Source organism: Halarchaeum nitratireducens (assembly GCF_017874695.1).
Taxonomy (GTDB): Archaea; Halobacteriota; Halobacteria; order Halobacteriales; family Halobacteriaceae; genus Halarchaeum; species Halarchaeum nitratireducens.
The window spans coordinates 101,516-114,036 of sequence record NZ_JAGIKY010000007.1; the positions used below are offsets into that span (position 1 = coordinate 101,516).

Sequence of the window (12,521 nt, forward strand, 5' to 3'; positions counted from 1 at the left end):
CGGGGCGGCCGGCGGGCGGCGCGAGGACCGGGAGTTGAGCGCGAGCGGATGGCGAGAGCGAGAGAAGAGAGGCGGCCGGCGAGAGAGAACGCGTCGTCTAGCGGGTGTGAACGACGGCGACGTCCGTGTCGAGGTCGCGGCTGCGCTCGAACGGGGCGGGCGTGTCGGGTCGCGCGCTCCGGGTCGGCTCACCGAGGATCACGAGGTCGTAGTGTGACTCGTTTCGCGCGAGGAACTCACCGAGAGTGGCGCGCGAGACGCGGGTCTCACAGCGCGCGTTCGTCGTCTCGGTGAGGTCGGCGAGCATGGACTCGGCGTCGCGCCGCGAGCGCTCGTCGCCGATGCAGGTGCAGACGCTGACGGTGCCGGCGCGGCCGGCGAGGCGTTCGGCGTAGTCGACCATGGCGTGCGCGATCGGGCCGGTGCGGCGGACGGGAACCATCACGCGCTTCCAGTCGGTGCGGTCGTGTTTCGCGTCGAAGGCGACAGTATCGACGTCGCTGCGGAAGAGGTCGCGGACGAGGCGGGCCGGCGTCCCGTCGGCCTCGCGTTCGAGCGGCGGGGCGATGAGGTCGCAGTTGGCGTCGCGCGCGACGTCGAGGAGTCCGGCGGCGGAGAGGTCGGATTCGACGGCGACGACCACCTCGCAGGGGACGCCGACGCGGGTCTCGATGTGCGCGGCGCGACGCTCCAGTTCGGCGGCGGCCTCGTCGGCGGCGCTGCGCTCGGCGAGCTCGTGGATGTCGGCGTCGTCGCCGACGTCGGGGTTCCCGGTACCGAGGTCGACGTCGCCGGCCTCGTCGAGGAGACGGCGCTCGGCGGCGGCGATGGCCGCGTCGTCGACGACGTCGAGGAGCACGACTTTGCCGGCGTCGTGCGCGGCGGCGAGGCGCGCGCCGAACATCGCGGCCTGCGCCCCGACGTCGTCGTGGACCGGCACGAGGACGTGGTCGTCGGCCTGCGTGGTCGAGTAGAGGTAGCGCGCCCGGCGTTCGTAGAACTCGTGGCGCCAGACGACGAAGACGACGGCGATGATGCTCGTCGAGAGCGCGACGGTGACGACGTAGACGACGGAGGTCGAGACGGCGATCCCGGCGACGTCGAGGAAGCGACCGGGATCGGTGAGGAGGACGAGGAGCGCCGTCGAGAACGCGCTCGGCTCCTCGAGATCGAAGACCCACGTGAGCGCGCCGGTGAGGAAGATGGCGAGCGCGGCGGCCCACGCGTGGACCTCCCAGAGGACGGCACCGCCCCCCGTCGGCGCGACGAGCAGCGCGGTGAACTCGATGGCGACCCACCCGCAGAAGGCCCCGAGACTCAGCCCGCCGACGAACTTCCACGGGTTCGCGTACGTCCCCTCGGGGTGGGCGAACAGCGTGTACGTCCCGGAGGCCAGCGGCGGGAAGAGCAGGAAGGAGACGAGCTGGAGTTCGTTCGAGAGCAGCGTGACGAAGCCGATGAGCAGCGGTACGAAGACGAGCACGGAGGCGTGCGTGAGGTTGCTCGTCTCGGCGAGCCAGTGGCGGGCGTCGTCCGATCGGCGGCGTTCGAGCGCGACAGCGCGCCTCCGGGCGGTCCGCAGGCGTCGCCGCAGCGACTCGATCATGTGGCGTTCGGACGGCGCGAGCGGCTTTCGGTCTTTCGCCTGCGGGCGGCGAGGCGCCGCCGGTCTGAGAACGCTCAGGCGAGCGTCGTGGTGGCGTCGAGCGCGATACGGATGGCGCGGGCGACGTTGTTCTTCGCCTTCTCCGGGAGCTCGTCCGTCCCGTCGGCGCCCTTCTGGGTCCCCTCGATGAGGTTCCCGTCGGCGGTGCAGATGGCGCCGGCGCGCAGGCCGCGGCGGCGTGCGAGCGAGAAGAGCGTCGCGGCCTCCATCTCGACGGCGAGCAGGCCGGCGGCGTTCCACGCGTCGACGTAGTCCTCGGTCTCGTTGTAGAACGCGTCGTCGCTGACGATGGGGCCGACGTGGACGTTCTCGCCGCGCGCCTCGGCGGCGTCGACGAGCGCGGTGAGCGCGTCGTAGTGCGGGACGGCGGGGATCTCGGCCGACTCGTAGCGCTTCGTCGTCCCCTCCTCCTTGGCCGCGCCGGTGGCGACGATCATGTCCCCGATCTCGATCTCGGATTGGAGCGCCCCCGTGGTGCCGACGCGGAGGAACGTCTCGACGCCGACGTTCGCCAGTTCCTCGACGGCGATGGCGGTGCTCGGGCCGCCGATCCCCGTGGAACAGATCGTGAGGTCGACGCCCTCGTAGGTGGCGTTGACGAGCGTGTACTCGCGGTTCGACGACACCTCGACGGGGTCGTCGCAGTGGTCGGCGATCCGCTCGACGCGTCCGGGGTCGCCGGGGACGAGCGCGATCTCGTTCACGTCGCCCTGCTCGACGAGTAGGTGGGGTTGGTTGGCCATACGTGGCACGTCGCGCGACGGCGGCAAAAAGCGTCCGGACCGGCTCAGGGCGTCGCCACGGTGAAGAGCAGGAGGTTGTGCGCGCCGGGGCCGAGGCCGACCGCGGCGACGAGCGCGAGGAGGAGGAACCCCTCCGTGGGGGCCTCGCGGACGTAGTCGGCGAGCAGGGCGACGACGGCGACGGCGACGGCGAGCTTGACGAGGACGAACAGCCAGCCGACGCCGAGGGTCGGGGCGGTCGGGAGGCCGGCGGCGAACTCCATCACGAGGCGGGAGAGCGGCGTCTGCTCGCCGAAGCCGAGGGCGTCGACGCCGACGGCGGTCGTGGCGGCGTCGAGCGCGTGGCCGAAGAGCACGAGCGCGCCCGCCCCGTCGACGGCGCGCGCGTCCGCAGGGCGGAAGCGGCGGAGGGCGACCCAGCAGACGGCGCCGAGGAGGAACCCCGCGAGGAGCGCGAACAGCGGCCACAGCGGGGCGAACGAGTCGTTCATCGTCCCGTAGCGGGCGGTGAGCGCGACGGGAACGGAGAGCGCAAGGAGGCCGACGCCGGCGAGCACGCGCTTGGGCGAGTCCGTGCGGCGCGCGCCGAGCCAGACGGCGACGGCGACGACGAACGTCGAGCCGTAGACGGCGGGCGCGGACGCGAACGGCGTCACCGCGGCGGGGAGGAGATCGAGCTGGTAGCAGACGTAGGCGGCGGAACCGAGTGCCATCCACGGCGCGAACGCGAGGACCGTCCGGTCGGTCAGCGGCGGGCGCTCGCGGGCGAGGGCGACCGCGGCGGCGGCGACGCCGGCGAGCAGGACGGCGAGTGCGGGCAGCGGCGGCACCGTGAACCCGGACGGGAGCACCATAGCCGTACACCGGGACGCCGGGCGTGAAAGCGTTACCATCCGGCGTGCGGCGGTGACGGGCGGACCCGGCTTCTTCGCGGCCGCGACCGGTCCGTCGACCGAAGCCGGCAGGGTCGTGTCCGACGCCCGTGACGGCGCTGTCGACCGTCAGTGGGGGCGGCATCACCCGTCCGTGACGACGAACGTCGCACTTCGTCCGTCGTCCGTTCGCCCGCGGGCGTAGACGGCGCCGTCGGTGGCCGCGACCGCGGGGCCGACGTAGCGTCCGAGGTCGAGCGTCCAGCGCTCGGTGCCGTCGGCGCGATCGAGCGCGACGAGCGCGCCGTCGGTTCGGCCGACGTAGACGGTGTCGCCGACGACGGCGGGCGCGCACCGGACGGTGGCGTCCGGCGCGTACGACCACAGCGTCGCGCCCGTCGCGGTGTCGTACGCGCGCAGGTCGCCGAGGCCGTGGTAGAGGCGCGGGCCGTCGAGCGCGAGCGGCGTCTCGACGAAGCCCCGCTCGCGCGTCCAGACCGGCGTCCCGTCCGTCCGGTCGAGGGCGCGGATCGTCCCGTCCCACCCGGCGACGTAGAGCCGCTCGTCGCCGACGACGGGCGCGACGAGGTCCGTCGCGTCGAGGATCGCTCGCCACGCGGGCGACCCGTCGGTGCCGTAGACGTACACCTCGCCGGTGTCGGTGGCGGCGACGACGCTCCCCATGTTGACCGCGAGGGCGTTCACCGACCCCCAGGGGTCGCCGGTCCACGTCGCGTCGCGGTCCGTCGCGACCCCGGCGACGCGGCCGTCCGCGAGCGCGACGGCGAAGCGGTCGCGCCCGTTGTTCCAGACGGGCGACGTGACGGCCCGCGCGGGGAGGTCGTACGTCGCCGTCACCTCGCCGGTGGCCGCGTCGTACCCGCGAACGAGGGGGTCCTCGGGGTGGGGCGCGTAGACGGTGCCGTCGAGGACGCGCGGGGGCGCGTCGTCGAGCCCGGGGGCGGACCAGCGGCGTTCTCCGGTCACGTCGTACGCGCGGACGCCGCTTTTCAGGGCCGCGAAGACGCGCCCGTCGGCGGCGGTCGTGCCGGCTCTCCCGGGGAGCGTCGCCGCGCGTTTCGGGGACTCGAGCGCGTTCCCGTCGCGGGCGGCGCGCGTGTTGGCGTCGTCGCGGTTCGGCGCGGGCCAGCCGGCGCGGACGCGGACGCCTTCGGGGTAGTCGTCGGTCGGGCCGTCGTCGCGGACCGCGTCACACCCCGCGAGCGCCGCGGCACCGAGCGCGCCGGTCGTCGCGAGGACGCGTCGCCTGGAGGGCATTGTCCGGTGGTCCGCCCGGCGGCGGCAAATCGCTTGGGGTGCGCGCGCCGCGCGAAGCGCGGGGCTTTTGGCCGTCCCACGCGAAACGCGGACGAGATGGCCCGGTACCACATCGAGACCTACGGGTGCACGTCGAACCGCGGCGAGAGCCGCGAGATCGAGCGACGGCTCCGCGACGCCGGCCACCGGAAAGTCGAGGGGGCCGGGGCGGCGGACGTCGCCATCCTCAACACCTGTACGGTCGTGGAGAAGACGGAGCGCAACATGCTCCGCCGGGCCGAGGAACTCGCAGACGAGACCGCCGACCTCTACGTGACCGGCTGCATGGCGCTCGCGCAGGGCGACGAGTTCGGCGATGTCGACGCCGAGGTGCTCCACTGGGACGACGTCCCACAGGCGATCACGAACGGGGAGTGCCCGACGCCCACCCCGGACGCCGAGCCGATCCTCGACGGCGTCATCGGCATCCTCCCGATCGCGCGGGGGTGCATGAGCAACTGCTCGTACTGCATCACGAAGCACGCGACGGGCCGCGTCGACAGTCCGCCGGTGGCCGAGAACGTCGAGAAAGCGCGCGCGCTCGTCCACGCCGGCGCGAAGGAGATCCGCATCACCGGGCAGGACACGGGGGTCTACGGCTGGGACGACGGCGAGCGGAAGTTGCCCGAGCTCCTCGATCGGATCTGCACGGAGATCGACGGCGACTTCCGCGTCCGCGTGGGGATGGCGAACCCCGGCGGCGTACACGGCATCCGCGAGGAGCTGGCGTCGGTGTTCGCCGAACACGAGGAGCTCTACAACTTCCTGCACGCGCCGGTCCAATCCGGGAGCGACGACGTTCTCGAACACATGCGACGCCAACACCGTGTCGAGCAGTACGTCGAGATCGTCGAGACGTTCGACGACTACCTGGACGAGTGGACGCTCGCCACGGACTTCATCGTCGGCTACCCCACGGAGACGGACGCGAACCACGAGATGTCGATGGCGCTCCTGCGCGAGACGCGCCCCGAGAAGATCAACGTCACGCGCTTCTCGAAGCGTCCCGGCACCGACGCCGCGGACCTGAAGGGCCTCGGCGGGACGCTGAAGAAGGAGCGCTCGAAGGCGATGAGCGAGCTGAAGCGCGAGGTCGTCGCCGAGGCCTACGAGTCGATGGTCGGCACGGAGCGCGACGTGCTCGTCACCGAGGAGGGGACCGGCGACTCGGTGAAGTGTTACGACGGGGCCTACCGGCAGATCATCGTGCAGAACGCGGACGAGCACGGCCTCGAACCGGGCGACTTCGCCACGGTCGAGGTGACGGGCCACCAGACGATGTACGCCTTCGGCGATCCCGTCTGAGCGCGGCTATCAGCGGTCGCCGAGCAGGCGATCGGCGTCGCGGTCCTCCTTCCACTCGCCGATCTCTTTCGGGTCGACGTGGACGAAGACGTCGTCCACCTCGGACATCGCGCGGATGTCGCGGACGACCGCGGACTCGATCTCGTGGGCCTCGAAGAGCGTGAGGTTCCCCTCGACTTCGATGTGGAGGCTGACGTCGACCTCGGGGCCGACGTAGTGGGCGACGACGTCGTGTGCGCCCCGCACCCGGTCGTGGCGGAGCGCGCGTTCGAGGATCTCGCGGCGCAGCTTCTCGGGCGGGGCGGCGCCGACGAGGTAGTTGACGTTGTCGCGGACGATCTCGTAGCCCGTGTAGAGGATGCCGAGGGAGACGAGACCGGCGGCGATCGGATCGAGGAGCGGGTAGCCCGCCGCGGCGCCGACGACGCCGACGAGCGCGGCGGCCGCCGTGAGGATGTCGTTGCGGTTGTCGAGCGCGGCGGCGACCAGCGCCGGGGAGTCGTGCGCCTCGCCGACCCGACGACAGTAGCGATAGAGGCCGTACTTGACGCCGGCGGAGGTGAGGAGCACGGCGACGCCGGCCGTACCCGCCGACCCGCCCGAGGCGCCGGTGAGCACCGCCGTCGTGGCGTTGTAGAGGACGCCCGCGCCGGCGGCGAACACGCCGACGGCGACGAACAGCGAGACGAACGGCTCGATGCGCTCGTGTCCGTGCGGATGCTCGAAGTCGGCGGGCCGCGTCGTGAGGTAGAGGCCGCCGAGGACGACGAGGCTGTAGAGGGCGTCGGCCGCGCTGTTGACCGCCTCGGAACCGACGGCGAGGCTCCCCGTGTACCGCCAGACGGCGCCCTTGGCGAGGACGAGGGCGACGTTCGCGGCGAGCACGACCACGCCCGCCCGCCGCATCGCGGTCTTCCGATCCATCCGTCGGGGGTTGACCGTCGCGGAGTAAGTGCGTTGCGAAAGTTCGACTCAGTCGAAATCGAGAGCGACCGCGGCGTCCGGGTCGGGCACGCGCGCGTCCGGTTGGGCGGCGAACGCCTCGTGGAGTGCGTCGTACGTCTCGGCGAGCCCCTCGACGACGACCTTCGTGTCGGAGACGACCGGCATGAAGTTCGTGTCGCCCTCGAAGCGCGGGACGACGTGCGTGTGGAGGTGGTCGTCGATGCTTCCGCCGGCGGCGCCGCCGCCGATGTTCAGCCCGGCGTTGTAGGCGTCGGGCTCGAAGGCGGCGTCGAGGGCGTCGAACGCGCGCTGTTTCAACCGAGCGTGATCGAGGAGGGTCGCGTCGTCGAGCGCCGCGAAGTCGCCGCCGTGCGCGCGGGGGATGACCATCAGGTGGCCGGGGTTGTACGGCGCGTTGTTGAGGAGGGCGAACGCGCGGTCGCTCTCGGCGACGACGAGGTTCTCGCGGGCGTCGTCGCGGTCCGGGAGTTCGCAGAAGACGCACTCCTCGACGGCCGGGTTCTTGTCGTCGCGTTTCACCCACTCGATCCGCCACGGAGCGAACACCTGTTCCATACGGGCACGCTCGGCGGGCGGCGGGAGGTAGTTTTCGGAAAGCCGGGCACGGCGGAACAGGGCGGTTACGCGCGCTGAATAGAGAGGACGGGGTTTTTGTGTGCGTAGCGTATCGGATGCGACGAGGGTGGTTCCGATGGCAAGCAAAACTCCTCGTTCCGACGGTATGGCGGAAACGTGCGCGAACTGCGGTGAAGAGACGCCTCACGCTGTCTCCGTCGAACTCAAGACCGAGTCCGACAAGGAAGAGAACGCCGAGTTCTCGCGCGAACCGTACCGCGTTTCGAAGTGTCGCGTCTGCGGTGCGAAGTCGTCTACCCGGATGAACAACGCGTAACGCGACGCGACGATCCGTCGTCGATCCCCCTCACGATTTATCGACGGCGTCAGCGCTTCCCCCCGTTCGGACGATCGACCAGCGGCGCTTATCGGTCGGTCGTGATCTCGTAGCCGTCCTCGGTGACGATGATCGTGTGCTCGGCCTGCGAGACGAGTTCGCCGTCCGACTCGTGGAGCACCGGGTACGAGCGGAGGACGCCCTGCGTCTCGAGACGCTGGACCGCCATGTCCGCGCGCGGCGCGTCGAGCCACCGTTTGGCGAACGGGAGTTCCCGGTACTCCTCGCGGACCGTCTCCAGGACCTGACGGGCCCCGCGATCGCGCACCGAACGGTCGTCGACGAGGGAGTAGATCTCCGTCTTCGACCCCTCGGTGACCTTCCCGGAGCCCGTGGTCGCGAACGGCTCGATGGCGAGGACGTCGCCGGCCTCGAGCGTCGTCCCGCGGTCCGTCCCGCGGTTCGGCACGCTCGGGTCCGTGTGGGCGTCCCACGGTTCGAGGCCGTGCCCGGAGAGGTTCACGATCGGCTGATAGCCGTAGGCGGTGACGACGTCCGCGACCTCCGCGCCGATCTCGCCCGTGTGCGCGCCCGCCTCCACGACGTCGAGGCCGGCGTCGAGCGCCTCCTCGGCCGCCTCCTTCAGCTCGGGGTTGCCCGAGAGATCGACCGTGCGCGCGGCGTCCGCGATGTAGCCGTCGACGTGGACGCCGACGTCGAGGCAGACGATCTCCTCGCCGAACGCCGTCTCGTCGTCGCCGTGGGGCGAGGCGTGGCTCGCCTCCTCGTCGACGCTGATGTTCACCGGGAACGCGGGCTTCCCGCCGAGTTCCACGATGCGCGCCTCGGCGAACTCGGCGACGTCCAGTTGGCTCGCGCCGACCTCGACGCGCTCTGCGGCCTCGTCGAGCACCTGCGCGAGGATCTCGCCCGCCTCGTGATACTTCTCGTACGCCTCGCTTCCGGGCTCCACGGTGTCGGTCATGCTCGGGGCTTCGCGCGCCCGTCTTTTTACGGTGTCGGGTGGGCGCGCTCGGCGGCTCACCGCCCGTGCGGGCCGCGTGTCCACCGCGAGCGCCCGTCAGCGTCTCGAACTCGCGCCCACGCTCGTCGCTCGCTCCGCCGTCCGGAGCGCTCTCGGCGCGTCCGTCCTCCCCGCGACGCCCGGGCGTTCGCGGGGCGGCCCGGATCGGCGACGAGATATATACCCGTACGGTGTCCTATTAGTAACCGATTAACCCCGCACCCGGCTACTGACGGTCGAGCACCCGGGAAGCGGGGCAGTCCCGGCCCGACGCGGACGGCTCCACCCACACACCCCCGACCACACCATGCGCACGCCACCACGGTTCAGCGACGACGTAGAACCACACCACGACCGACTCAGCGTCCCCGACGACGCGTCCGTCTACGTCGTCGGCGACGTTCACGGGAGCCGCGAGGCGCTCGAACGCCTCCTCGACGAGCTCGCCCTCGCCGCGGACGACCGGGTCGTCTTCGTCGGCGACCTCGTCCGCAAGGGCCCGGACAGCCCCGGCGTGATCGACCTCGTACGCGGCGACGACCGGCTCGTGAGCGTGCGCGGGAACAACGAGCAGAAGATCGTCCGCGGCGACGAGGACCCCGACTGGCTCCGCGAGGGAGATCACGACTACTTCGCGTCGCTCCCGGTGGCGATCTCCTTCGACGACGCGCTCGTCGTCCACGGCGGCGTCGACCCCGAACGGCCGCTCGCGGCCCACACGCTCGAGGAGCTGTTGACGATGCGCGCGCCGCGCGGCGACGGGTACGACGGCCCGTTCTGGTACGACGACTACGAGGGGCCCCACCGGGTCTTCTTCGGGCACACGGTCCACGCCGAACCCGTCGTCCGCGAGCACGCCGTCGGGCTCGACACCGGCTGCGTCTACGGCGGCGCGCTCACCGCCTACGACTATCGAGGCGATCGGTTCGTCGCGGTCGACCCCGAGACGACCCACGAGGAGCGCAGCGAGTCGAAGATCGTCACCCCCGCGTAATCTCGCCCCTACTCCTCGCCCCGCGTCATCATCGCCCCCGCGTCGATCCGAGCGCGGGAGCGACCCGCGAGCGTGGCGGGAGAGACGGAAACAGCAGTCCTTTTACGCGTTCGCTTGAACGCTCCGAACGAGATGAGCTACGAGTACGAGCAGATCGAGGTCCCCGAGGACGGGGAGAAGATCACGTACGACGAGGACGCCGACGAGCTCGACGTCCCCGAGAATCCGATCATTCCCATCCTGCACGGGGACGGTATCGGCCGCGACGTCGGTCCGGCGACGCAGAAGGTCCTCACCGCGGCGGCGGAGGCGACCGGTCACGAGATCAACTGGATGCGCGTCTACGCCGGACAGGCGGCCCGCGACCGATACGGAGAGGACGTCAACCTCCCCGACGACACGGTGCAGGCCATCCGCGAGCACCGCGTCGCCATCAAGGGCCCGCTCACGACGCCCGTCGGCGCCGGCTACCGCTCGCTGAACGTCGCGCTCCGGCAGACGCTCGACCTCTTCGCCAACGTCCGCCCGACCTACTACCTCGACGGCGTCCCCTCCCCGATGAAGGCGCCCGAGGAGATGGACATGGTGACGTTCCGCGAGAACACGGAGGACGTCTACGCCGGCATCGAGTGGGAGGCCGGCACCGAGGACGTCGAGCAGGTCCGGGACTTCGTCGAGGACGAGATGGGCTTCGACGACGTCATGCACGAGGGCCCGATCGGCATCGGCATCAAGCCGATCACGGAGAAGGGCTCGAAGCGCCTCGTCCGAGAGGCCATCGACTACGCCATCGAGAACGACCGCGATAAGGTCACGCTCGTCCACAAGGGGAACATCATGAAGTTCACAGAGGGCCAGTTCGGCGAGTGGGGCATGGAGGTCGCCGAGGAGGAGTACCCCGACGAGGAGGTCTTCGCCGCGCCCGACTCGCTCTGGGAGGAGCAGGACGAAGTCGACATCCCGGAGGACGCCGTCATGGTCGAAGAGCGCCTCGCCGACGCGATGCTCCAGTGGATGCAGCTCCGCACGGACGAGTTCGACATCCTGGCGATGCCGAACCTCAACGGCGACTACCTCTCCGACGCCGCGGGCGCCCAGATCGGCGGCCTCGGCATCGCGCCCGGCGCGAACTTCGGCAAGGGGCGCTGTCTCGCCGAACCCGTGCACGGGAGCGCCCCCAAGCGCGCCGGTCAAGACCAGGCGAACCCGTCCGCGATGATCCTCTCCGGTCGTCTCATGTTCGAGTACATGGGCTGGGAGGACGCCGGGAAGCTCGTCCGCGACGCCGTCGAGGCGTCCATCGACGCCGGTGAAGTCACCTACGACCTCGAACGCCAGATCGAGGACGGCGTGAAGCTCTCCACGACCGAGTTCGCGGAGAACGTCGTCGAGAACATCGACGATCTGTCGTAATCCGGATCGTTTGACGGTCGGAGCGCGGACGCGTTCCGACAGTATCGAAGACCTCGCCTGAACGGCGCGTTCTTCTCCGCGGAAAATCTCCGATTTTCCGCTCACCGCCGAACTCACCCGTGAGTTCAGTGGTATCCACGATCTCGCGTAAGCGAGTCGTGGGGTAGTCGGGCCCCGCCCGACGCAATCGAAGACCTCGCGTACGCGAGCGTTCGCCACCGATTCTCTCCGTTCTTCCGACCGCGAAAGCGACGACCGCGGCGTTTGCCACCGGCTTCTTTGTCGTCGCGTCCCTACACTCGCGCATGGCTGACGACGATCCGTTCGCGGACATCCCGGGTATCGAGGAGGACCTCGCGCGCGCCGAGGAGGTGCTGTCGGTGCGCGTCGAGCGACGCACGTACGACAAGCCGGTCACGATCGTCGAGGGGTTCGACGAGGACTCGACGGACCTCGGCGACGTCGCCACGAAGCTGAAAAAGCAGGTGGGGGCGGGCGGGACGGTGAGCGACGGCGCGGTCGAGATCCAAGGCGATCACGCCGATCGCGTGCCCGACCTGCTCGAAGAGATGGGGTTCACCGTGGAGTGACGAGGGGTCGAGCGAGACGGGTGCCGGCGAAGACACCGCTCTGGAGGAGCGCCCGTGCGCGCGGTCCGCAGTGCGGTGTGGGGAGCGCTCGCGGCGGGGACGAGTTTTTACGCGATGGCGCGCGAGGGTGTGGTATGTACGCGGTCGTCGGGTGCAGCGAGTGTTCGATGCTCTGGGTGGTCGAGGGGCGACCGGAGCGCACGGAGTGTCCGCGCTGCGGGACGAGTAAGGCGCACGCGAAGCGCAAGCAGTTCGTGACGACGGACGACCGCGAGCACGCCGCGGAGGTGCGCGCGTCGATGCTGGCGACCCGCTCCGGGCACGGCGAGTCGTTCGCGGATCTCGACTCCTACGCGGCGATGGGCGACCGCGCCGACGACGACGTGGTGGGCGACGACGAATACCTCGAAGCGAGGGGCGTCGACCCCGCGACGACGCGCGCGGCGGACGAGCGAGCGGGGTCGTCGGGAGGGTCGGTCTCGCGGACCGAGCGGGTTCGGGAGGCCGTCCGCGAACTCGACGACCCGACGTCGGACGCCGTCGCCGCGTACTGCGCGGAGCACGGCGTGAGCGAGTCGTACGCCCGCGAGGCGCTGGATCGGCTCGCACGCCGCGGCGAGGCCTCCGAGTCGGGCGGCACCTACCGCCTCCTCTGAGCCGCGCTCGTACCGGCGGCTGAGCGGGCATCACCGGCGGCGTCAGGTGGCGTACCCGATGCCCACGCACGTCGGGTTCGCGG

13 protein-coding genes are annotated in these 12,521 nt (G+C 70.9%); 6 read left to right on the top strand and 7 right to left on the bottom strand.

Annotated elements, in window-relative coordinates; translation table 11 throughout:
* Positions 1-97 precede the first annotated feature (97 nt).
* From J2754_RS08555 to J2754_RS08570, 4 genes are all read right to left on the bottom strand, one after another.
* On the bottom strand, positions 98-1,606 hold the full coding sequence (locus tag J2754_RS08555) for an HPP family protein (protein ID WP_211087186.1): 1,509 nt from the start codon (positions 1,604-1,606) through the stop codon (positions 98-100).
* Positions 1,607-1,680: 74 nt separating this feature from the next.
* The gene (locus J2754_RS08560) at positions 1,681-2,409 is read right to left on the bottom strand and encodes a guanosine phosphorylase (RefSeq protein ID WP_188876741.1); all 729 of its coding nucleotides are present in this window, start codon (positions 2,407-2,409) and stop codon (positions 1,681-1,683) included.
* Positions 2,410-2,453: 44 nt separating this feature from the next.
* Entirely contained in the window at positions 2,454-3,263 is an 810-nt protein-coding gene (locus J2754_RS08565) for a DUF63 family protein (protein WP_188876740.1), read from the bottom strand.
* 162 nt (positions 3,264-3,425) lie between these two features.
* Positions 3,426-4,559 carry an outer membrane protein assembly factor BamB gene (locus J2754_RS08570; RefSeq protein ID WP_211087187.1) on the bottom strand — a complete coding sequence of 378 codons (1,134 nt, stop codon included), beginning with the start codon at positions 4,557-4,559 and terminating at the stop codon, positions 3,426-3,428.
* 96 nt (positions 4,560-4,655) lie between these two features.
* Between J2754_RS08570 and J2754_RS08575 the strand changes: the two genes are divergently transcribed.
* Positions 4,656-5,903 carry a tRNA (N(6)-L-threonylcarbamoyladenosine(37)-C(2))-methylthiotransferase gene (locus tag J2754_RS08575; protein WP_188876738.1) on the top strand — a complete coding sequence of 416 codons (1,248 nt, stop codon included), beginning with the start codon at positions 4,656-4,658 and terminating at the stop codon, positions 5,901-5,903.
* Positions 5,904-5,912: 9 nt separating this feature from the next.
* Here the strand turns inward: J2754_RS08575 and J2754_RS08580 are convergent, their stop codons facing one another.
* Positions 5,913-6,827: a cation diffusion facilitator family transporter gene (locus J2754_RS08580; RefSeq protein ID WP_188876737.1), complete on the bottom strand. Its 915-nt coding sequence runs from the start codon at positions 6,825-6,827 to the stop codon at positions 5,913-5,915.
* A gap of 48 nt (positions 6,828-6,875) precedes the next feature.
* On the bottom strand, positions 6,876-7,424 hold the full coding sequence (locus J2754_RS08585) for an HIT family protein (RefSeq protein WP_188876736.1): 549 nt from the start codon (positions 7,422-7,424) through the stop codon (positions 6,876-6,878).
* A 136-nt stretch (positions 7,425-7,560) separates the two neighbouring features.
* Between J2754_RS08585 and J2754_RS16130 the strand changes: the two genes are divergently transcribed.
* Positions 7,561-7,761: a DUF7835 family putative zinc beta-ribbon protein gene (locus tag J2754_RS16130; RefSeq protein WP_229772756.1), complete on the top strand. Its 201-nt coding sequence runs from the start codon at positions 7,561-7,563 to the stop codon at positions 7,759-7,761.
* Positions 7,762-7,849: 88 nt separating this feature from the next.
* Here J2754_RS16130 and map read toward each other — a convergent pair whose 3' ends face one another.
* Positions 7,850-8,746, bottom strand: coding sequence for a type II methionyl aminopeptidase (gene map / locus J2754_RS08590; protein ID WP_188876735.1), 897 nt, complete (start codon positions 8,744-8,746; stop codon positions 7,850-7,852).
* Between the two features lie 346 nt (positions 8,747-9,092).
* Here map and J2754_RS08595 point away from each other — a divergent pair, with 346 nt between their 5' ends.
* The 4 genes from J2754_RS08595 (at position 9,093) to J2754_RS08610 (ending at position 12,438) form a co-directional block, all read left to right on the top strand.
* Positions 9,093-9,779 carry a metallophosphoesterase family protein gene (locus tag J2754_RS08595; RefSeq protein ID WP_211087188.1) on the top strand — a complete coding sequence of 229 codons (687 nt, stop codon included), beginning with the start codon at positions 9,093-9,095 and terminating at the stop codon, positions 9,777-9,779.
* Positions 9,780-9,911: 132 nt separating this feature from the next.
* Positions 9,912-11,192, top strand: coding sequence for an isocitrate dehydrogenase (NADP(+)) (icd, locus tag J2754_RS08600; protein WP_211087189.1), 1,281 nt, complete (start codon positions 9,912-9,914; stop codon positions 11,190-11,192).
* Positions 11,193-11,497: 305 nt separating this feature from the next.
* On the top strand, positions 11,498-11,782 hold the full coding sequence (locus J2754_RS08605; RefSeq protein WP_211087190.1) for an SUI1 family translation initiation factor: 285 nt from the start codon (positions 11,498-11,500) through the stop codon (positions 11,780-11,782).
* A gap of 134 nt (positions 11,783-11,916) precedes the next feature.
* Positions 11,917-12,438, top strand: a complete 522-nt coding sequence (locus J2754_RS08610; RefSeq protein WP_211087191.1) for a DUF5817 domain-containing protein — start codon at positions 11,917-11,919, stop codon at positions 12,436-12,438.
* The last annotated feature ends 83 nt before the right edge of the window (positions 12,439-12,521 follow it).